This window comes from Amycolatopsis keratiniphila, assembly GCF_000400635.2.
GTDB lineage: Bacteria > Actinomycetota > Actinomycetes > Mycobacteriales > Pseudonocardiaceae > Amycolatopsis > Amycolatopsis keratiniphila.
The window spans coordinates 5293668-5314514 of the sequence record NC_021252.1 but is presented as its reverse complement, the minus strand read 5'-3'; the positions used below and the strand labels follow the sequence as shown (position 1 = coordinate 5314514).

Annotated in this window: 14 protein-coding genes; 8 read left to right on the top strand and 6 right to left on the bottom strand. The window is 69.5% G+C overall.

Features of this window, described 5'->3' with window-relative positions; translation table 11 throughout:
* Positions 1–171: 171 nt before the first annotated feature.
* Positions 172–1773 carry an ABC-F family ATP-binding cassette domain-containing protein gene (locus tag AORI_RS64975; protein WP_016335132.1) on the top strand — a complete coding sequence of 534 codons (1602 nt, stop codon included), beginning with the start codon at positions 172–174 and terminating at the stop codon, positions 1771–1773.
* Between the two features lie 4 nt (positions 1774–1777).
* Here AORI_RS64975 and AORI_RS64970 read toward each other — a convergent pair whose 3' ends face one another.
* From AORI_RS64970 to AORI_RS64960, 3 genes are all read right to left on the bottom strand, one after another.
* Positions 1778–2599 (bottom strand): class I SAM-dependent methyltransferase, encoded by an 822-nt coding sequence (locus tag AORI_RS64970; protein ID WP_016335131.1) that lies wholly within the window; start codon positions 2597–2599, stop codon positions 1778–1780.
* Positions 2600–2832: 233 nt separating this feature from the next.
* Positions 2833–3846 carry a YdcF family protein gene (locus AORI_RS64965; protein WP_016335130.1) on the bottom strand — a complete coding sequence of 338 codons (1014 nt, stop codon included), beginning with the start codon at positions 3844–3846 and terminating at the stop codon, positions 2833–2835.
* Positions 3847–3955: 109 nt separating this feature from the next.
* Positions 3956–5575 (bottom strand): ABC-F family ATP-binding cassette domain-containing protein, encoded by a 1620-nt coding sequence (locus AORI_RS64960; RefSeq protein WP_016335129.1) that lies wholly within the window; start codon positions 5573–5575, stop codon positions 3956–3958.
* Between the two features lie 63 nt (positions 5576–5638).
* Here AORI_RS64960 and AORI_RS64955 point away from each other — a divergent pair, with 63 nt between their 5' ends.
* Complete coding sequence (locus AORI_RS64955; protein WP_016335128.1) at positions 5639–5995, top strand: DUF6412 domain-containing protein; 357 nt, start codon at positions 5639–5641, stop codon at positions 5993–5995.
* A 68-nt stretch (positions 5996–6063) separates the two neighbouring features.
* Positions 6064–6840 (top strand): membrane protein insertase YidC, encoded by a 777-nt coding sequence (gene yidC, locus AORI_RS64950; protein ID WP_016335127.1) that lies wholly within the window; start codon positions 6064–6066, stop codon positions 6838–6840.
* Positions 6841–6926: 86 nt separating this feature from the next.
* Here yidC and AORI_RS64945 read toward each other — a convergent pair whose 3' ends face one another.
* The gene (locus tag AORI_RS64945; RefSeq protein ID WP_228688172.1) at positions 6927–9275 is read right to left on the bottom strand and encodes an excinuclease ABC subunit UvrA; all 2349 of its coding nucleotides are present in this window, start codon (positions 9273–9275) and stop codon (positions 6927–6929) included.
* A gap of 57 nt (positions 9276–9332) precedes the next feature.
* On the opposite strand from AORI_RS64945, the gene AORI_RS64940 reads away from it, so the two are divergent.
* Positions 9333–10289, top strand: coding sequence for a helix-turn-helix transcriptional regulator (locus AORI_RS64940; protein WP_228688171.1), 957 nt, complete (start codon positions 9333–9335; stop codon positions 10287–10289).
* Between the two features lie 94 nt (positions 10290–10383).
* Here the strand turns inward: AORI_RS64940 and AORI_RS64935 are convergent, their stop codons facing one another.
* Positions 10384–10848 (bottom strand): Lrp/AsnC family transcriptional regulator, encoded by a 465-nt coding sequence (locus tag AORI_RS64935; RefSeq protein WP_016335124.1) that lies wholly within the window; start codon positions 10846–10848, stop codon positions 10384–10386.
* 162 nt (positions 10849–11010) lie between these two features.
* Here AORI_RS64935 and AORI_RS64930 point away from each other — a divergent pair, with 162 nt between their 5' ends.
* The 4 genes from AORI_RS64930 to AORI_RS64915 all read left to right on the top strand — a co-directional run bounded on the left by AORI_RS64930 (position 11011) and on the right by AORI_RS64915 (position 20391).
* A complete protein-coding gene (locus tag AORI_RS64930) occupies positions 11011–14460 on the top strand; it encodes an indolepyruvate ferredoxin oxidoreductase family protein (protein ID WP_016335123.1) in 3450 nt (1149 codons plus the stop codon).
* Between the two features lie 163 nt (positions 14461–14623).
* Positions 14624–15748 carry a hypothetical protein gene (locus AORI_RS64925; protein WP_016335122.1) on the top strand — a complete coding sequence of 375 codons (1125 nt, stop codon included), beginning with the start codon at positions 14624–14626 and terminating at the stop codon, positions 15746–15748.
* A gap of 63 nt (positions 15749–15811) precedes the next feature.
* Positions 15812–16729, top strand: a complete 918-nt coding sequence (locus AORI_RS64920) for an aminoglycoside phosphotransferase family protein (RefSeq protein ID WP_043848195.1) — start codon at positions 15812–15814, stop codon at positions 16727–16729.
* 347 nt (positions 16730–17076) lie between these two features.
* On the top strand, positions 17077–20391 hold the full coding sequence (locus AORI_RS64915; RefSeq protein WP_228688170.1) for a fibronectin type III domain-containing protein: 3315 nt from the start codon (positions 17077–17079) through the stop codon (positions 20389–20391).
* Here the strand turns inward: AORI_RS64915 and AORI_RS64910 are convergent.
* Positions 20369–20809, bottom strand: coding sequence for a DUF6463 family protein (locus AORI_RS64910; protein ID WP_016335119.1), 441 nt, complete (start codon positions 20807–20809; stop codon positions 20369–20371). The two genes, AORI_RS64915 and AORI_RS64910, sit on opposite strands and share 23 nt — an antisense overlap.
* Positions 20810–20847: the final 38 nt, after the last annotated feature.

The following is a 20847-nucleotide window of genomic DNA, read 5'->3' as shown; positions in this document are numbered from 1 at the left end:
AAGGTGTGGTTCCGAAAATCGGATGCGGGGGCTTCCGGCCGTGTCCTACCCTCGTGAGCGTGATGCAGCAACTGCTGTTCCTCTGAGGAACGACGCCTCCACCGGTACCGCGAGCCGCGGTACCGGAGTTCGTTCTTCCTGCTCATCACCTTCACCGGAGGCAGTTCCTTCATGCATTCCCCTCTTTCGCCCGCGCCTGTGCGCGCGGCGCACGTCCGCCTGTCCGGCGTCCACCTCTCCTTCGGGGGACGGCCCGTGCTCTCCGGCGTCGATCTCGTCGCCGCGGCCGGGGACCGGGTCGCCATCGTCGGGGAGAACGGTCGCGGCAAGACCACCCTGCTCCGGGTGCTCGCCGGCGACCTGCCCGCCGATCGCGGCGAGGTGCACCGCTCGGGTTCGGTCGGCGTCGCCGACCAGCAGATCCCGCTCGGCGCGACCGACACCGTCGGCGCGTTGATCGACCTCGAACTGGCCGCCGTCCGCGAGGCGCTGGCTCGTCTCGAAGCCGCCACGGAGGCGCTCAGCGATGGTCTTCCGGGCGCGGACGAGGTCTTCGCCGCCGCGCTGGAACAGGCCGAAGCCCTCGACGCGTGGGACGCCGACAGGCGCGTCGAAGTGTCGTTGGCGGCCTTGAACGCCGTGGACGATCGTGACCGTCCACTCGGGACACTCTCGGTCGGGCAGCGCCACCGGGTCCGGCTGGCCTGCCTGCTCGGCGCCGGGCATCCGATCCTGCTGCTCGACGAGCCGACGAACCATCTCGACGCGGCGGGCCTCGACCACCTCACCGAGCGGTTGCGCGCGCATCCGGGTGTGGTGGTCCTGGTCAGCCACGACCGGGCGTTGCTCGCGGACGTCGCCACCACGGTGATCGACCTCGATCCTTCGAGCGACGGCAGGCCGCGCGTCTACGGCGGCGGGTACGCGGGTTACGTCGAGGCACGCCATGCCGAACGCGCCCGCTGGGAAGCCGAGCACGCCGAGCAGATCGCCGAGCGGCAACGGCTGGCCGACGATCTGTCCGCCGCCCGGAACCGGTTGCGCGACAACTGGCGCCCGCCCAAGGGCACCGGCAGGCATGTCCGTGCCACCCGCGCGCCCGGGCTGGTCCGCTCGGTCCACCGGCGGCAGGAAGAGCTGGCCGGGCACGTGGTGGCCGTCCCGCCGCCGCCCGCCCGGTTCTCCATGCCGGACTTGCCGTCACACGGAGGTGCTGTCCTGCTCCGTGCCGCCGGGATCACGGTGGCCGGACGGCTCGCGCGTCCGGTCGACGTGGCGCTGGAAAGCGGCGACCGGCTGGTGGTCACCGGCCCCAACGGAGCGGGCAAGTCGACGCTCCTGAGCGTGCTGGCCGGGGAACTGGAGCCGGACACGGGCACGGTCACCCGCTCCCGGTCGGCGCGGATCGGGCGGCTGGGACAGGAATCCGACCTGCCGGGCAGGCGGACGGCGATGGAGTTGTACGACGAACGGCTCGCCAGGTTGGGGATCTCCGGCCCGGGGCTGGGTGAACTGGGCCTGCTCGCCGGTTACGACCGCCACCGGCCGGTGGAGGAGTTGTCGGTCGGAGCCCGGCGACGGTTGGACCTGGCGCTCGTACTGGCCGCTCGCCCGCACGTCGTGCTGCTGGACGAACCGACCAACCACCTGTCCGCCGCGCTCGTCGACGAGCTGACCGCCGCGCTCGGGACGACACCGGCCGCGGTGGTGATCGCGACGCACGACCGGCAGCTTTCACGGGACACGGCGTCCTGGCCGAGGCTCACGTTGTGAACCGTCAATCGTGGCGGGCGAGGGTGTAGCGCACGGTCTGCGCCAGCACCACGCTGCCGTCGAGCTCGCGGAGCGGTTCGAGCTCCGCGAGCACGGCCCGGCGCACGGCGTCGAGCCGGTCTTGCGGGATCAGCTCCCAGAACATCCGCTGGCCGTGCGACCAGGACCAGGTGATCCAGTGCCCGGGGTCGGCGAACTTCACCGGATAGACGCGTTCCACGGACGTGACACCGGTGAAGCCCGCCGACTCCACGGCCTGGCCGAAACCCTCGATGGTGGCGAAGAGGCCCGACCTGATGGCGAGCGTCCAGGCCAGCTCCGGCGGTACGAACGGTTTGAACACCTCACGCACGGCGGCCCATCGCGGATCGTCGGCGCCGAAGGTGGTCACGCCCAGCCGGCCGCCAGGCGCCAGGAGGCGATGCCAAGACCGCAGCCCGGCGATCGGATCGGGCAGGAAGAAGACCACGAACGACGCGAGGACCACGTCGAAGGCGGCGTCGGGCAAGGTCGGTTCTTGGGCGTCCATAAGGGAAACCGAGGCGTTCGCGCCGCGAGCCTCGACGTCTTTCGCGGTCCGCTCGACCATTTCCGCGGACAGGTCGATCCCCAGCACCGATCCGCTCGCGCTGACCCGCTCGGCCGCCGGGAACAGCACCGCGCCCCGGCCGCAGCCGACGTCCAGCACCCGCTCACCGGGGACGAGCGTGACCCGGTCGAGCAGTTCTTCGGCGAACGCGCCGAAGAAGTCGACGCCGAGAGCGTCGTACGTCTCCGCCGTCCGGTCGAACAGCCGCGCCATCGCCTGCCGGGTGTAAGCGCTCATGCGCAGGACGATGGCCCGGCGAAAACGGTGTTGTCAAACGGATGGCGGATATTTGTCATACCGCTCTGTGTGGCGATCCCCGGAATCCGCTCCGGGGTGTCAATTCCTCTGGTGGCCGGTATTCGAAGGCGTAACTCGCGTGATCAGGCGCGCAACTCGCGTGATTGGAGCCGTAACTCGCGAGTTACGTCTCCAATCACGCGAGTTACGCCTTCGATCACGCGAGTGCGGTCTCACGAGAAGGCGCGGGAAACCTGCGAGAGCACGATGAGCCCGCACACCACCAGGTTCTTGTACTTGTGCTCCACCACGATGGCGACGAATTCGCGAATCGTGGCGCTCGGCCAGAAATACCACGCCGTCGGCGACCCGATGACCTGGCCGTTCACCTTGGCGCGCCGGGCGATGAGGGCGGCGCGGAGCACGTGGAAGTTGTTCGTGACGACCGTGCAGCGATAGTCCGCCTTCCGCTGCCGCATGATCTCGGCGCTGAAGGTGAGGTTCTCGAAGGTCGTCCGCGACCGGTCTTCGAGCAGGATCCGCTCCCTCGGTACCCCGTTCCCGACCAGATGCTCGGCCATGGCGTGGGACTCGGGCAGGTCCTCGTCGGGGCCCTGCCCGCCCGAGGTGACCACCATCGGTTCCCCGCCGCGGCGGGCTTCCGCGTCGAGCACGCGCCGGGCGCGGTTCAGACGGCCGGCCAGCAGCGGCGGGACCCGGTGACCGTCCAGCAGCCCCGAACCCAGCACCACCACGAAGTCCACGCCCTTCTCGGTCCGGATGCGGCCGTAGACGATCGAGTACAGGAGGAAACAGACGAAAAGGAACGAGAAGTAGACGACGAGGCCGTTCAGGATCCCCCGCACGATGTCGAGGGGTTCCCAAGACAGCTGCGTGACCGTCGCGTTGAAGACGATCAGCGCGCAGATGCCGATCCCCGTCAGCAGCGAGAGGACGTTGGCCAGCCTGCGTCCCTCCCGGCGGAGCATGGTGATCCCGTTGCAGATCAGGAAGACCGTCAGCGCGAGAACCGTCGGGATGATCAGCAGGATCACGCCGACCGCGACGAAACCCGCGGCCTCGGGAGACACCGAGGCGAGCAGCGCGATGAACGTCACGCCGAGGAAGAGGAGTGCGAAGAAGAGGTAGAAGCCGTTCCGCAACCGGCGCCGGTCGCGCAGGAAGCTCACCAGGAACGCCGCGCAGCACAGGGCCGCGATGGCGAAAGGGATGGCAGCGGCCTCCACGGGGAACTCCAGCCTTGGGACGATGCGGACACGCGGCGGCATTCAAACACACGACGGAGCCGCCGAACGCTCTTCCCGTTGGTGTGTCGCCGTTACCGACCCGAGCGAGTCAGCGTGCGCGTTGCACCGGACGCTCGTCCCACACCGGTTCCGTCGTTTCCCGCACCTGCCCGTCCGAGCCGAACACGAGATACCGATCGAAGGAACGTGCGAACCAGCGGTCGTGCGTCACCGCGATGGTGGTGCCTTCGTAGGCTTCCAGCGCCTGTTGCAGCGCTTCCGCCGAAACGAGGTCGAGGTTGTCCGTCGGTTCGTCGAGCAGCAGGATGGTGGCGCCGCCGATCTCCAGCAGCAGGATCTGGAACCGCGCCTGCTGACCGCCGGACAGCTTCTCGAACCGCTGGTCGCCCTGCCCGTCGAGTTCGTAGCGGCGCAGGATGTTCATCGCGGGCCCGCGGCTCCGGGCGTAGCCGGTCCAGAGGATTTCGACGAGCGTCTGCCCGAGCAGTTCGGGGTGGGCGTGCGTCTGCGCGAAGTGACCGGGGACGACGCGGGCGCCGAGCTTCCACTGTCCGTCGTGCGCGACGTCCTCGCCGGCCAGCAGCCGCAGGAAATGCGATTTGCCGGAGCCGTTCGAGCCGAGCACCGCGACCCGTTCGCCGTAGAAGACCTCCAGATCGAAGGGTTTCATCAGGCCGCTCAGTTCGAGCCCCGCGCAGGTGACGGCGCGAACCCCGGTCCGGCCGCCGCGCAGGCGCATGGTGATCTTCTGTTCGCGCGGGGGAGCGGCGGGCGCCCCGGCCTCCTCGAATTTCCGCAGCCGCGTCTGCGCGGCGTGGTAGCGCGAGGCCATCTCGTCGCTGCGCGCGGCGTACTGGCGCATGTCGGTGACGAGTTTCTTGAGCTGGGCGTGCTTTTCGTCCCACCGGCGGCGGAGTTCCTCGAAGCGTTCGAACCTTTCCGCACGCGCCTGGTGGTAGGTGTCGAAGCCGCCGCCGTGCACCCAGACGTCGCCACCGGCGGGCCCGGGTTCGACGCTGATGATCTTCTTCGCCGCCCGCGCGAGGAGTTCCCGGTCGTGCGAAACGAACAGCACGGTCTTCTTGGTCTCGCGCAGCCGTTCTTCCAGCCACTGCTTGCCGGGGACGTCGAGGTAGTTGTCCGGTTCGTCGAGCAGGAGGACGCCGGCCCCGCCGAGGAGCAGCGCCTCCAGCACCAGCCGTTTCTGTTCGCCGCCGGACAGCGTGCGCACCTCGCGCCAGCGCGCCTTCTCGTACGGCAGGTTGAGCGCCGCCGTCGTGCACTTGTCCCACACGACTTCGGCTTCGTAGCCGCGAGCGTCGCCCCAGTCTCCGAGCGCCTGTGCGTACGCCATCTGGTTCGCCTCGTCGTCGCGTTCCATCAAGGCGAGTTCGGTCTCGTCGACGGCACGCGCGGCGGCGCGGAGCGCGTCCGGCGACACCGAGACGAGCAGATCCCGCACAGTCCGTTCGTCGCGCACCGACCCGACGAACTGGGGCATCACCCCGAGCCCGCCGCTGATGGTCACGGAACCCGCGCTGGGGGAGAGTTCCCCCGAGATCAGCCGCAGCAACGTCGTCTTGCCCGCCCCGTTGGCGCCGACGAGCGCACAGACACCGCCCTCCCCGACCCGGAAAGAGACATCGTCGAGAAGCAGCCGTCCGTCGGGCAGGTGGTACTCGACGTGCGCGACTTCCACGTGACCCATGGCGACAGACTGCCCGCGCGCTCGGGAGTCACGCAACGCAATATCTCCGGTAATGTCGGTGACGTGGAGCGAACCTACTTCGGCGTGCGGCTCAAGCTGATGCTTGCGCTGTTCCTGCCCGAGTTGTTCGTCGTGCTCCCGGTCGTCGGCGGGATCAACCCGCTGAGCCTGGCCACCGCGCTGACGGCGTCGGTGGCGGTCGCCAACCCGCTCGGACTGGCCGCCGCCCTGACCGCGTCCCTCGCCGCCGTCCTGCTCGCGCTCGCGGTGCATTTCCGCCTGGAACCGGCGGCCGCCGCGATGCGGGTGCGCGCCATCAGCCTGCGCGAACGCGCGCAGCTGTTCCTGAGCCTGCGCGACCCCGACGCACGCGGTCGCGTCCGGCCAAGGGCTCCGTCACCGGGCATCGCGACTGCCTGACCTTTTTCGTTCGAAGGTGAGGCAGTCACTCCTGCCCGCATACCTTCGACCGACGGAGTGACCTGGTCATGTTCGATGTCTTCCTGTACCCCGTTTCCGCCATTCTCTGGTTCTGGCACAAGGTCTTCGGTGCCGTGTCGAGCCCCGACTCGGGCATCGCCTGGGTGCTGTCCATCGTGTTCCTCGTCTTCACGCTGCGCCTCCTGCTGGTGAAACCCGCTCTCGGCGCGTTGCGCGCGGGCCGCCGTATGCAGGCACTCGCCCCGGAGATGCGGCGGATCAAGGAGAAGTACGGCAAGGACCGCCAGCGCATGGCGAAAGAGATCCAAGAACTGCACGCCGAAAGCGGATCCAGCCCGCTGGGCGGCTGTCTCCCGGCGCTGATCCAGCTCCCGGTGTTCCTGTCGCTGTACTGGGTCCTGCGCGATTTCACCCCGGGAGCCGTTTCGAACCACGTTTTCGACCACGCCGGTGTGCGGTCGTTCCTGAACGCCGACCTGTTCGGCGCGAAGCTCGGCAACTGGCTTTCGCAACCCGCGGCGGAACTGGCCGCGTTCGGCACCGACCACGTCCACATGATCGCCGTCGGAGTGCCGCTGATGCTGATCGCGAGCCTGGCCACGTTCTTGTCGATGCGGTCGGGACTCGCGCGGCAGGCCTCTCCGGAGACGGCCGGGATCACCAAGCTGATGATGTACCTGGCGCCGGTCGGCATGCTGGTGTCGGGGGCGTTCTTCCCGGTGCCGATCGGGGTGCTGGTGTACTTCCTGGCCACCAACGTGTGGACGCTGGGGCAACAGCACTTCCTCACCAAGGTCGTCGACCGGGAGGAGGCGGGCCGCTGACCGGCCGGCGGTGTGTCGGCCAGATCACGCGAACCAGGGCCAAGAACTGTTCGGTACCGGCGTGTCGGGCAAAGCCCGATGGGGAATCATCGCGCTCGCCCGGGAACTGTTCCCGGGCGGGTGGGTGTTCCCGGCGCCGTCCGGCGCCGGGAACGCGTTCGCAGATGACGTCCGGTGAGCGACGTGGGGTCCTCGGCCAAGGCCGATGGCGTGCCTTCGAACACCACCGTCCCGCCTTCGGCACCCGCACCCGGCCCGATGTCGATGACATGGTCGGCGTGCGCGATCACCCGCTGGTCGTGTTCGATCAGCACGAGGGTCGCCCCGTCGTCGACGAGTTCGTCGAAGAGGGCGAGCAACCGGTCGACGTCGCTCCCGTGCAGCCCGGCCGTGGGTTCGTCGAGGATCAGGCGCAGTTCGTGCGCGGGGCCGGCGTCGGCGAGGTGCCGGGCGAGCAGCAGCCGTTGCCTTTCGCCGCCCGACAAGGTGTCGAGGCTCTGCCCGATCGTCAGGTAGCCGAGCCCGACCCGGTCCAGCCAGCGCGACCGTTGCCCGATCGGAGACCGCTCGCCGAACAGGGCGGCGGCGTCCGCCGGGTTCATCGCCAGCACGTCGGCGATCGTCCGGCCGTGCAGGCGCGCGGCGAGCGCGTCCGGGTTGAACCGGGTGCCGCCGCAGGCGTCGCAAGCGGTCTGGACGTCGTCGAGGAACGCCAGATCGGTGATGATGACGCCCTTTCCCTTGCAGACCGGGCACGCCCCGCGGCCGTTGGCGCTGAACCACGACGGATGCTTTCCGGTGGCCTTCCCGAAGGTTTCGCGGATGGGTTCGGCGATGCCGAGCACCGTGGCGGGTGTCGAACGGATGCCACCGCGCAGCGGCGCCTGTTCGACGACGACGAAATCGGGATGCCGCCGGGGGAGTTCGCCGGTGATCAGGGTGCTCTTGCCGGAGCCGGCGACTCCCGAGACGACGGTCAGGACGCCGAGCGGAACGTCGACGGTGACATCGCGGAGGTTGTGGCTGGTGGCACCGGAGATGGTCACGGCGCCTCGCGCGACGCGGGTCCGCTCACGGAAACGAAGCGGGGCACCGAGGAGCCGCCCGGTCTCGGTACCGGCCGTGACGAGTTCGCCGGGGCCGCCCTCGAACTGGATGCGCCCGCCGCCGTCACCACCGGCGGGGCCGAGATCGATGACGTGGTCGGCGGCCGCGATGACCGCGGGATGGTGTTCGACGACCAGGATCGTGTTGTGCGCGTCGCGGAGCCTGGCCAGCAGTTCGAGAAGGCGGTGCACGTCGTGCGGATGCAGGCCGGTGCTGGGCTCGTCGAATACATAGCAGACGTCGCTGAGCGCGCTCCCGAGATGGCGGACGATCTTGACGCGCTGCGCTTCGCCGCCCGACAACGTCCTCGACTCCCGGGACAGGCTGAGGTAGCCGAGACCGACGGAATCCAGCGCGTCGAGGCGTTCCCGGATCGCCTGCGACAGCGGCGCCACCGACGGATCGCGCACGGCCGAAACGACGTCACGCAGCTCGCCGACCGGCATGGCGGACCAGTCCGCGATGGACCGCCCGTCGATCAGGCTTCCGCGTGCCGCCTCGGAAAGGCGGGTTCCCGCGCACTCCGGGCAGACACCGCGGGTGACGACTCCGGCGAGCCCTTCCTGTTCCTCCGCCGTGAGCCGCGACGGCGTCTTGCGAAGATAGGAGTCCCGCAGGCGCGGGACGATGCCGTCGAAGAGGCCGTGCCTGGGGTAATCGGGGCCGGGGTCGTCGAGGGGGAGTGCTTCGGCGTGCAGCAGCGTCTCGACCTTCGCCGACGGCAACCGTCCCAACGGGACATCGGGGTCGACGAGTCCGGAATGCACGAGGCGTTTCCAGCGGTAGGTGCCGGGGGCGAACGTCGGGAACCGCACCGCGCCTTCGCGTAGGCTCCGCGAACGGTCGAGCAGCCGGTCGAGGTCGATGTCGTCGACCGAGCCGAGGCCTTCGCAGCGCGGGCACATCCCGGCCGGATCGTTGAACGAGTAGGCGGGCGAGAACCCGGCACCCGGCTTTCCGAGGCGGGAGAACAGCAGTCGCAGCAGCGGCGCGATGTCGCTCGCCGTGCCCACGGTGGACCGCGCGTTGCCGGTGAACCGCCGCTGATCGACGATCGTGGTGAAGACCAGTCCGTCGATCCGGTCGACGTCGGCGGGCGGATGCTGGGGGAGCCGGTTCCGGACGAACGCGGGATAGGTGCCGGTGACCAGGCGCTCGGCTTCGGCCGCGATGGTGTCGAACGCGAGCGACGACTTCCCGGATCCCGACACGCCGGTGAACACCGTCAGCCGGTGCTTCGGTACCCGGACCGAGATGTCGCGGAGGTTGTGCGTGCGGGCTCCTTCCACGGTGATCCACCGGCCACGGTCAGCTTGATCTTTCGCCATGAACCGAGGCTACGATGAGATGTGGCCGGATTACGGCCACAACTATCGGGAGGCATCGTGACTGCACCACGGGAACGGATGCTGCGGCTGTTGTCGCTCCTGCAGTCCGGCCGGGCGTGGCCCGCCGCCGAACTCGCGACGGCCATGGAAGTCCCGCCGCGCACCCTGCGCCGGGACATCGACCACCTTCGCGGGCTGGGCTACCCCGTCGAGAGCAGCCGCGGCCCGGGAGGCAACTACCGGCTGGTCGCGGGCACCGCGCTGCCGCCGCTCATGCTGGAACACGACGAGGCGATCGCCACCGTGCTCGGCCTGCGGCTCGCCGCGGCGGGCGGGACCGGCGTGGACCTGACCGCCGAATCGGCCGACCGCGCCGCCGCGAAACTCCGGCGCGTCCTGCCGCCGGCACTGCGGCGGCGGACCGACGAAATGCTCGCCGCGGTCGAATTCGGGACCGGTGAACAGCCGCGGGTCGCCCAAGACGTCCTGAACGTCCTGGCCGCCGCGATCGCGGCTCGGCGGTGCCTCGAGTTCGCGTACACGGGAAAGGACGGACCGTCGTCGCGGACGGTCGAGCCGATGCGGCTCGTCCAGCTCGGCACGCGGTGGTACCTCTACGCCTGGGACCTCGGCAGACGCGATTGGCGGAGCTTCCGGCTCGACCGGATCGGCGCGCCGTCGAAAACCGAGGTGGCGTTCGAGCCGCGTGCGCTCCCCGTCGACGATGTCGCGGCTCATCTCCAGGAGCGCTTTCACAGCCCCAAATCCCTCCGGATCACGCTGACCCTGGAGGTCGGCGCGGCCGAGGCCGCTGCCCGGCTTCACCGGGTCGACGGGAGTTTCGAGGCTCTTGGGGACGACAGGTGCCGATATGTCGCGTACGTCGATTCCTTCGAGTGGCTGGCGGTCGTCCTGACGCTCACCGATATCGGGTTCACGGTGGAGGAACCGGCGGAATTCGGCGAATACCTCGCGCGGACGGGGGAGCGGCTGCTGCGGGGCGCCACCCGCTAGCCCTGGGTTGTCAGTCCCGGTTCGAGTCCGTGAAGGCCTCCTTGAGGGACTCTGGGTCCCTCAAGGAGGCCTTCACGGACTTACCGCTCCCCACTCAAGAGGGCTGAGGCCACTGCTGCCCCCGCGTCCAGGAATCCAGCACCATCAGCGTCTTCGTACCCGTCACCTGGTGATGCCGCCGGATCTCGTCGATGGTGCGCTGCAGGTGGCCCATGTCCCGCACCCGCAGCCACACGAGCGCGTCCGGGTCGCCCGCGATGGTGAACACCGCCTGGGCCTCGGGCATCCGGGTGGTGGTGCGGACGATCTCGCCGACCTTGGTGGTCCCGGTGAACCGCAGTTCGGTGAACGCCTCGATGCCCCAGCCGAGTTTGGCGTGGTCGATCTGGACGGTGTAGCCGACGATGACGCCGTTCTCCTGCATGCGGTCGATCCGGCGTTTGACCGCCGCGGTGGACAGCGTGACGCGGGCCCCGATGTCGCCAAGGGTGCGCCGCGCGTCCTCGCGCAGCAGTTCGAGGATCTCGCGATCGGTCTCGTCGATGAGCTGGTCCGCCATGAGCCAGGATGGTACGCAGACGCAACGGATATCGGCCAGCGGTGAAGATGGGCCGGATTTTTTGCGTGCCGGGTGCCAATAGACTGCCGCCTGTTGCGACGGCCCGCGCGGTCGGGTCTCCTGTCGTGACGTCACGCGGGGGTGCCGAAGGAGGCAGGTCTGGTGGAGCAGTTCACGTTGGAGGACCGGTATCTGCGGGAGGACGGCACCGTCTACCTCAGCGGCGTCCAGGCCCTGGTCCGGATGCTGTTCGACCGGGTGCGGCACGATCGCGCCGCCGGGGCGTCCCCCGCCGTGTTCGTCTCCGGCTACGAGGGTTCGCCGCTGGCCGGCTACGACCTCGAACTCGGCCGCCGCTCCCACCTGCTCGAGAAGCACGACGTCGTGCACCGTCCCGGCCTGAACGAGGAGCTCGCCGCGACTGCGGTCATGGGCAGCCAGCTCACCGCGTCGGTCGGCTCGTCGCGCGGCGGGGTCACCGGGTTCTGGTACGGCAAGGCACCCGGCCTCGACCGGGCGACGGACGCGCTGCGGCACGCCAACCTCGCGGGTACCGATCCGGCGGGCGGTGCGGTGGCGCTGGTCGGCGACGATCCGAACGCCAAGTCCTCGTCGGTGCCGTGCGCCTCCGAGCTCGCGCTGGCCGATCTGGCCATGCCGGTGTTCTTCCCGTCCGACTCCCAGGACGTGCTGGACTTCGGCCTGCACGCCGTGGAGCTGTCCAGGGCGAGCGGATTGTGGTCGTCGATGAAACTCGTGGCGAACGTGGCCGACGCCGCGAGCACCGCGCAGGTCCGGCCGGCCTGGACGGCGCCGGAGCTGGCGCTGCCCGCGTACCGGCACAAGCCCAGCACCCGGTTGCTCGGCACCACGTTGATGGCGCTCGAACGCAGCCTGTACACCGAACGCCTGCCGCTGGCCGTCGAGTACGTGCGCGCGAGCGGGGTCAACCGCATCGTCCAGGAAGGGCCGGCGGACCGGGTCGGCATCGTCACCGCCGGAAAGTCCTATTTGGACTTGATGCAGGCGCTGCGGTTGCTCGGCCTGGACGCCGAAGCGTTGTCCCGGCACGGGATCCGGATCCTCAAGCTCGGTGTGATCCATCCGCTCGAACCGTCGATCGTCCGCCGGTTCGCCGACGGCCTCGCCGAGATCGTCGTGGTGGAGGAGAAGCGTTCCTTCGTCGAGTCGGCGATCAAGGAGGTCTTGTACGGCACGGCCGGCGCACCGCCGGTGTACGGCAAGACCGGCCCGGACGGCCGCACCCTGTGCACCGAACTCGGCGAGCTCGACCCGGACGCCATCGCGAGGGTGCTGGCCACCCGGCTGAGCGAGCACCACGAGATCCCGTCGGTGACCGCGTGGCGGCAGCGGCGCCGCCGCGAGCGCATCTCCGTCCCGTTGCTGACCAGGACGCCGTATTTCTGTTCCGGCTGCCCGCACAACTCCTCGACCAAGGTGCCCGATGGCACGGTGGTCGGCGGCGGTATCGGCTGCCACGCCATGGCGTTGTTCATGGAACCGGAACAGGTCGGGGACGTGGTCGGCCTGACCCAGATGGGCGGCGAGGGCGCGCAGTGGCTCGGGATGGAGCCGTTCGTCGACGCCTCGCATTTCGTGCAGAACATCGGTGACGGCACGTTCACCCATTCCGGCAGCCTCGCGGTGCGGGCGGCGGTGGCCGCCGGAGTGAACATCACCTACAAGATTCTCTACAACGCGACGGTCGCGATGACCGGTGGGCAGGACGCCGTCGGTGGCCTGTCGGTGGACCGGCTGGCGTCGCTGCTCCTGGTCGAAGGCGTCGCGAAGGTGGTCATCACCAGCGATGAGCCGAAGCGGCTTCGCGGCGTCCGGATGCCGGACGGCGTCGAGGTCCGGCACCGCGACGAACTGCTGAGCACCCAAGAGGAACTGGCCCGCGTGCCCGGGGTGACGGTGCTCATCCACGATCAGGAATGCGCCGCCGAGAAGCGCCGCAAACGCCGTCGCGGCAAGCTGGAGACCCCGGCCGCCAAGGTCGTGATCAACGAGCGGGTGTGCGAGGGCTGCGGCGACTGCGGCGAGAAGTCGAACTGCCTGTCCGTGCAGCCGGTGAGCACCGAATTCGGCCGCAAGACCGCGATCCACCAGTCGTCGTGCAACGTCGACTACTCCTGTCTGGCGGGGGATTGCCCCTCGTTCATGACCGTGGTGCCCACCGGTCGCAAACACCGGCGGAAGGCCGGGGAGATCACCGCGGCCGAACTGCCCGCTCCCGAAACGTCCGGCACCGACTTCACCGTTCGCATCACCGGCGTCGGCGGGACCGGCGTGGTCACCGTCGCGCAGATCCTCGCCACGGCCGCTGTCCTTGAAGGCAAGCAGGTCCGGACACTGGACCAGACCGGGCTCGCGCAGAAGGGCGGCGCCGTCGTCTCGGATCTGAAGATCACCACCGAGCCGACGCCGCAGGCCCCGAAACTCGCGGCCGGGGAATGCGATCTCTACCTGGCTTGCGACGTCCTCGTCGGCGCGGATCCCGCGTATCTGACGGTGACGGATCCCGGCAGGACCACGGCCGTGGTCTCCACGACCGAGGTGCCGACCGGCCGGATGGTCGTGGACACCACGGTGTCCTTCCCCGATGCCGCCGCCGTGCGCGGGGCGATCTCGGACAACGCGGCGCGGACGGTGGCGCTCGACGCGCGGGAACTGGCGGAGATCCTGTTCGACGACGACCAGTTCGCCAACATCCTCCAGCTCGGCGCGGCGCACCAGACCGGCGCCATCCCGCTGGACGCGGCCAGCGTGGAACGCGCGATCGAACTCAACGGGGTCGCCGTCGCGGGCAACCTTCAAGCGTTCCGCCGGGGCAGGCAACTCGTCGCCGATCCCGACGCGCTGCACGCCGTGGTCGCGCCGCCCGCCGTCGCCGCGAGCCCCACTCCGTCGGCGGGCGCGCTGCGTGCCCGCGCGCTCGTGCGCGCCGAACCGGGTTCGGAACTCGCGCGCCTGCTGGACATCCGCGTTCCCGAACTCGCCCGGTACCAGAACGTTCGCTACGCGAGGGAGTACGCCGAGTTCGTCGAGCGAGTCCGGTTGCTGGAAGGGGATTCGACCGCCATCACCGAAGCGGTGGCGCGGAATCTGCACAAACTGATGGCCTACAAGGACGAATACGAGGTCGCGCGGCTTTCGCTCGATCCCGCCGTGCTCGCCGGGATCGAGGCGGAGTTCGGCGTCGGGAGCCGGTACGCCTATCGCCTGCACCCGCCCTTCCTGCGCGCGATGGGCATGAAGCGGAAGATCGCGCTCGGCCCGAAGTTCCGCCCGGTGTTCGTCGCGCTGCGCGCCGCGCGGAAGCTGCGCGGCACCCGCTGGGACCCGTTCGGCAAGGCACACGTCCGGAAGGTGGAGCGGGAACTCGTGGGGCAGTACCGGGAGACGATCCTCGCCGCTTTCGGCACCGAGGACGCCGATCGCGGCAGGATCCTGGCCTTGGCCGAGCTGCCCGACTTGGTTCGCGGCTACGAAGACGTCAAACTGGCGAACGTCGAGGCCTACCGCCGGGAACAGTTGGCGCTCCTGGCCGATCTCGTCCAGGCGGACCGGCTCGGCGCGAACATCTGACGCTCTCGACGGCTGATTTCGGCCTCTGGCAAGAGGTTCTGCTTTCCGGCGGTCCCGGTCGGCGGTCCGTGTGCATTAGTGTCGACGCGGGGTCCGCACATCCACTGATCGGGATTGGGGAGTCGTCGTGAAGAGGAATTGTGTGCCGGTAGCGCGAAGACGGATGTTCACACTGGTGGCGGCGCTCGCCGTGGCCACCGGCTCGGTGACGGGGACCGCGCGGGCCACCACGACGGGGCCGGTGGATCTCGGCACGCTGCCGGGGGACGACGAGAGCACGGTCCTCGCGGTCAACGAGGCGGGGGAGATGGTGGGGCTGTCGCTCGTGGGTCCGACCCCGAAGCGCAGCCATCCGGTCCGCTGGGACGCCAACGGTCAGATCATGGCGCTGCCCACGCCGGGAGGCACCGAGGGGCAGGTGCGCGACATCAACGGCCTCGGGGTGTCCGCGGGGTACGTGCTGACCGCGACCACCGCCGTACCCGCTCGCTGGGACGCCGCGGGGCAGGCGACCTTGCTGCAGCTTCCGCCCGGTTATCACAACGCCACCGCGTGGGCGATCAGCGACACCAACGTCGTCATCGGGGCCTGGCTGACGCCGTCCGAGCAGTACCACGGGTTCCGCTGGGATCCCGACGGCACGGCCACCGACCTCGGCACGTTGCCCGGCGAGACCTGGAGCATGGCCGACGGCATCTCCGGCGACGGCGCCATCATCGTCGGCGGAGCCGTCCGCTCCGCGGCGAACCAGGCCGTGCGGTGGGTGAACGGCGGGCCGATCACCGAGCTGGCGCCGCAGGGCGTGAGCAGCGGTGCGGGCCGGATCAACAAGGGCGGGGTGGCCGCCGGAACCTTGCGGGAGACCAGTAGCGGACCTCCGATCCCGGCGAAGTGGGATCGGGACGGCGTGCTCGATCCCCTGGACTGGCCGAGCCCGCACTCGGTGTGGATCTACGGGATCGGCCCCACCGGTTACGTGGTCGGCAGCGGCTACCTCAACCCGCCGCGCCGCTCGGCCCTGCTCTGGGACCTCGACGGCGGCGTCATCGCGCTGCCCGACGACGGCCTCGGCGCCGACGCCGAAGCGGTCGACTCCCAGGGCACCGTGGCGGGCACTTTCCGGAGTCAGGCGACGGTCTGGTTCCGGGACGGGGAACGGCGGCAGCTCGGCAAGCTGCCGGGCGGCACTCGCAGCCGGGGTTACCGGATCACGGACAACGGCCGTGTCGTCGGGACGGCTTCGAACGCGGCCGGGCAGTCGCACGCGGTGTACTGGACCCTCGACTAGCGGATCCGCCGAATATCCACTGGACGGCACGACGAGACTCGGTGTGTGGATTCCCGTCGAGCGATGAGCACTCCGGACCTGGGCCCGATGCCGCGGCGCATCACCGTGGACGCGCTGCAGGTGCGCGCGCTGCTGGACGAGCAGTTCCCGGAGTGGGCCGGTCTCCCGGTCCGGCCGGTGGCCGAATCCGGGTGGGACAACAGGACTTTCCGGATCGGCGACGACATGCTGGCGCGGCTGCCGAGCGCCGCCGAGTACGCGTTGGCGGTGGACAAGGAACAGCGCTGGCTCCCGCTGCTCGCTCCCCGGCTGCTGTTGCCCGTCCCGGTTCCGCTGGCGAAGGGGCAGCCCGGCGCGGGTTACCCCTTCGAGTGGTCGGTCTACCGGTGGCTCGACGGCGAACCCGCGACCGCCGGCCGGATCGCCGATCCGGTCCGGTTCGCCGTCGACCTCGCCGGTTTCCTGGCGGCCCTGCGGACCGTCGACACCACGGGCGGCCCGCGTCCGGGCAAGCACAACTGGTTCCGGGGCGCCGGTCTGCGCACCTACGACGCGCAGACCGAGCGCGCGCTCACGGCGCTGGACGGCGACTTCGACACCGGTCCGGCCCGCGAGATCTGGAAGGCCGCGCTCGACAGCCCGTGGGACGGAACGGACCGCTGGTTCCACGGCGACATCGCGCCGGGGAATCTCCTGCTCGACGGCGGGGAACTGGCGGCCGTCATCGATTTCGGCACCTGCGGCGTCGGCGATCCGTCCTGTGACCTGGCGGTCGCCTGGACGTCGCTGACCGCCGCCGGCAGGCGAGCCTTCCGCGAGCGGCTTTCGGTCGACGATCCGGAATGGGAGCGTGGGCGTGGGTGGGCGCTGTGGAAGGCCTTGATCACTTGCGCTCGGACGCGCGACCGCGTCGACGAGGAAGCGGTGAACGCGCGGCGCGTCCTGGCGGGGATTCTGGCCGGTCCTTCCGGCGCCCGCTGAGCTTGACCCGATCGCGGCCCTGTTGGCCAGTAACCACCCGCGCGGGGGTGGCGGCGGACGTTTTGGGGGCGCGGCTGACAGATTCGCGAACGGTGAATCGGCCGCGTATGACAAAGACGAAGAATGGTCGCGCGGCCTCTGTGATTTTGCTTGCCTGCCGAGCCTCGCGGGTGTGTTAATTCCCTGTGGCATACCCGTAAATGTGCGCACGCGCCCGCTGGGAAGAGCCCGCGAAAGCGGGCATTAATCGTTTGTCCGATGGTTTCGGCGGGTGTGGTCTATGTGTTGGAGAGGGACCTGTGAAACACAGAAGACGTAGTCGAAGACTGGCTGGGGGCATCGCCGTCGTGAGCACGGCGGCCTTGGTGGCATTGGGTCTCACGATCGGCTCGGGCACCAGTGCCGCCGCTCCGGGTGAGCTCACGCAGAATTACTCGTGCCCGTTCCCGTTGATCGGTAATCAGAACGTCTCGGTCACCATCAAGACCACGCAACCTTCGACGATCGAGACCGGGAAACTGACTCCCGCCATCGAGATCACCGCCGTGTCCAACGCGGGCAAGACGGCGACGGAAGGCCTTCGGCTCGTCGGTGCCGAGTCCATCAAGGGCACCGCGAAGGCGACCTCCACCGTGACGATGCCCGGCAGCCAGGGCACGATGACCGTGAAGGTCGACTCCGACGTGCCGAAACAGCCCATCCCGGCGGCGGGCAACGACCTGGTCGTGAACGCCACGGGCAGCGCGCCCGCGCTGAGGTTCGATCAGCCGGGCACCGCGACGCTCGCCGTGAACAACCTGCAGCTGGTGATGACCCCGCTCAAGGCCGACGGCACCGAGACCGGTCTCGGCACCTTCACTTCGGACTGCACGCTGGCGGCGGGGGCCGAGACCGTCCTGCAGACCTACACGGTGACCGGTTCGCCGGTCACCCCGGAAGCCGTTGTCGGCACCGGGAACCGCCCGCCGCTGAAGCAGGTCTACAGCTGCCCGTTCCCCTTGATCGGCAACCAGGACGTCACGGTCGACATCAACGCCACGTTGCCCGACTCGATCCCGGTGGGCCAGTTCACCCCCAAGATAGACATCAAGGCCGTCTCCAACGCGGGCTCGACCGCGACCGAAGGGCTCCGGCTCGTCGGCGCCGAGACGATCAAGGGATCGGCGCTGGCCACCTCGCTGGTCTCCAGCCCGCAGGGGCATCTCGCCGTCGGCGTGCCGACCGCGGTTCCGCAGCAGCCCATCCCGCCCAAGGGCAACGACCTGGTGATCAACGCGAGCGGTTCCGCACCGTCGCTGCGGTTCGACCAGCCGGGGACGGCCACGCTGTCGGTGCACGATCTGGTGCTGACCATGACGCCGTTGACGGCTTCCGGCGCGGAGACCGGCCTCGGCACGTTCGTCGCGGACTGCACGCCCGCGAGCGGCCAGGCCAACGTGCTGCACACGTTCACCGTCACCGCGGCGGCGGACACGACCGCGCCGTCGGCTCCCGGCGCCGTGACGGTCGGTGACGTCACCCAGAACAGTGTCGCGCTGTCCTGGGGCGCCGCCACCGACAACGTCGCCGTGACCGGCTACGACGTCTTCAACGGCAGCACTCTGGTGAAGTCGGTGACGGGTACTTCGGCCACTGTGGACGGTCTAACCCCGGACACTGAGTACTCCTTCACCGTCAAGGCGAAGGACGCGGCTGGCAACGTCTCCACGGCCACCGCGCCCGCCACCGCCCGGACCGCGAAGGCCCCGGACACGCAGGCACCGACGACGCCCGGGAACGTGCACTCGACCGGAACCACTCAAACCAGCGTGACGCTGGCCTGGGACGCGTCGAGTGACAACGTCGGTGTCACCGGCTACGACGTCTTGAAGGGCACCGAGGTCGTCAAGTCGGTCACCGAACCCCAGGCGACGATCGACGGTCTGGCGGCCGATACCGAGTACACCTTCACCGTGGTCGCCAAGGACGCCGCGGGCAACGCGTCGGCGGCGAGTGCCGCTGTCACGGCGCGGACGCAGGCGGCGCCTGACACGCAGGCTCCGGGGGCGCCGGGCAACCCCCGCTCCACCGGAACCTCGGCCTCCAGCGTCGGGTTGGCGTGGGACGCGTCGAGCGACAATGTCGGCGTCACCGGTTACGACGTCTACAACGGCGACACCCTGGTGAAGTCGGTGACCGAAACCAGTGCCACCGTCGACGGTCTCGCCGCCGACACCGAGTACACCTTCACCGTGGTGGCCAAGGACGCGGCCGGGAACAAGTCGGCGCCCAGCGCGCCGGTGACCGCCCGGACCGCGACCGCTCCGGACACCGAAGCGCCCAGCGTTCCGGCCGGTCTCGCCACGGCCGACGTCACCCAGTCCAGCGTCGCGCTGTCCTGGACCGCGTCGAGCGACAACGTCGGTGTCGTCGGCTATGACGTCTTCAACGGCGGTACTTTGGTGAAGTCGGTGACGGGGACTTCGGCCACTGTGGACGGTCTCGCGCCGGACACGGAGTACTCGTTCACCGTGGTGGCGAAGGATGCCGCGGGCAACGTGTCGGCTCCCAGCGCCGCCGCCACGGCGCGGACGCAGGCAGCTCCCGACACGCAAGCTCCCGTGGCACCGGGCAACCCGCGCTCCACCGGGACCACGCAGACCAGCGTGAATCTCGAATGGAACGCGGCGACGGACAACGTCGGTGTCGTCGGTTATGACGTCTTCAACGGCGGCACTTTGGTGAAGTCGGTGGCGGGGACTTCGGCCACTGTGGACGGTCTCGCGCCGGACACGGAGTACTCGTTCACCGTCGTCGCCAAGGACGCCGCGGGCAACGCGTCGACCCCGAGTGCCGCCATCACCGTCCGGACGCAGGCCGCTCCCGACACGCAGGCTCCCGCGGCGCCGGGCAACCCGCGCTCCACCGGGACCACGCAGACCAGCGTGAGCCTCGCGTGGGACGCGGCGACGGACAACGTCGGAGTCACCGAGTACGACGTCTTGAAGGGCACCGAGGTCGTCAAGTCGGTGACCGGGACTTCGGCCACTGTGGACGGTCTCACGGCCGACACGGAGTACACCTTCACCGTGGTCGCCAAGGACGCCGCGGGGAACAAGTCGGCCGCCAGCGCGCCGGTCACGGCGAAGACCAAGCCGAACACGTCCCCGATCGTCAAGTACAGCTACGACCTGGCCGGCAAGACCCAGCTGAAGAAGCTCTCCGGCCCGATCGACCTGCGCGGTGGCATCAACGCCGCGATCAGCCTGGCGAACGGGACCTTCGAGGCCGACCTGACGCTGAACCCGACGAGCGCGAACCTCACGCTCTGGGGCTTCGTGCCGGTCAACGCGAAGATCGAGTTCGCGTCGGCGGGCAAGACCACCGGCACGCTGGCCGACGGCGTGCTCAAGTCGACCTCGGCGGTGACGGTCAAGCTGCCGCGGATCAGCGTCTTCGGTTTCCCGGTCTCGGCGAGCGCGAAGTGCCAGACGAAGACGCCGGCCCAGATCCCGCTCCAGTCGAAGGCGGGCTTCGATCCGCTGGCCGGTGGCAAGCTCACCGGCTCCTACACCCTGCCGCCGCTGCAGGGCTGCGGGTTCCTCAACGACATCATCAGCGCCGTCACCTCCGGCCCCGGCAACACGGTGGAGGTGAACCTCAAGCCGCGTCCGGTCGGCTGATCCCGCGCACCACGTGATCCGGCCCCGTCGCACCTCGCGGCGGGGCCGGTTCGCCGCGCCGGATTCCGGCGAACAGCAGCGCGGTCGCGACGAGGAGGATCGGCCACGGCGTGAACAGGAGGACCGCGGCGATCAGCAGAGTCCAGATCCCCAGCGCCCAGGCGAGGAACACGGGCGGGGTGATGCCGCGCCGTTCCAGCCAGAGCACGGTCAAGCCGACGAGGACGAGCGGCACGCCGAAGCTGGCCGCGCTGAGCCAGAAGGCGCTGTTCGCCGGGCTCATGGCGGCGAGGTCGTCGCGCCACAGGCCTCCGCTGAACCACGTGCCTGCGTGACCGGCTGCCTTCATCACCGTGAGGGCGCCCAAGGTGTGGGCCGTGCCGAAGAACGTTATGAGCCAGCCCGCCCATTTGATCATGTCATCTCCCCAGGTCGTGTTATACGGTTGCGTATAAC

What these genes read in the sequence shown, in the direction of transcription:
- AORI_RS64975 (WP_016335132.1), top strand. Translation starts at nt 172, where the DNA reads ATGCATTCCCCTCTTTCGCCCGCGCCTGTGCGCGCGGCGCACGTCCGC.
- AORI_RS64970 (WP_016335131.1), bottom strand. Translation starts at nt 2,599, where the DNA reads ATGAGCGCTTACACCCGGCAGGCGATGGCGCGGCTGTTCGACCGGACG.
- AORI_RS64960 (WP_016335129.1), bottom strand. Translation starts at nt 5,575, where the DNA reads ATGGGTCACGTGGAAGTCGCGCACGTCGAGTACCACCTGCCCGACGGA.
- yidC (WP_016335127.1), top strand. Translation starts at nt 6,064, where the DNA reads ATGTTCGATGTCTTCCTGTACCCCGTTTCCGCCATTCTCTGGTTCTGG.
- AORI_RS64945 (WP_228688172.1), bottom strand. Translation starts at nt 9,275, where the DNA reads ATGGCGAAAGATCAAGCTGACCGTGGCCGGTGGATCACCGTGGAAGGA.
- AORI_RS64935 (WP_016335124.1), bottom strand. Translation starts at nt 10,848, where the DNA reads ATGGCGGACCAGCTCATCGACGAGACCGATCGCGAGATCCTCGAACTG.
- AORI_RS64925 (WP_016335122.1), top strand. Translation starts at nt 14,624, where the DNA reads ATGTTCACACTGGTGGCGGCGCTCGCCGTGGCCACCGGCTCGGTGACG.
- AORI_RS64920 (WP_043848195.1), top strand. Translation starts at nt 15,812, where the DNA reads ATGAGCACTCCGGACCTGGGCCCGATGCCGCGGCGCATCACCGTGGAC.
- AORI_RS64910 (WP_016335119.1), bottom strand. Translation starts at nt 20,809, where the DNA reads ATGATCAAATGGGCGGGCTGGCTCATAACGTTCTTCGGCACGGCCCAC.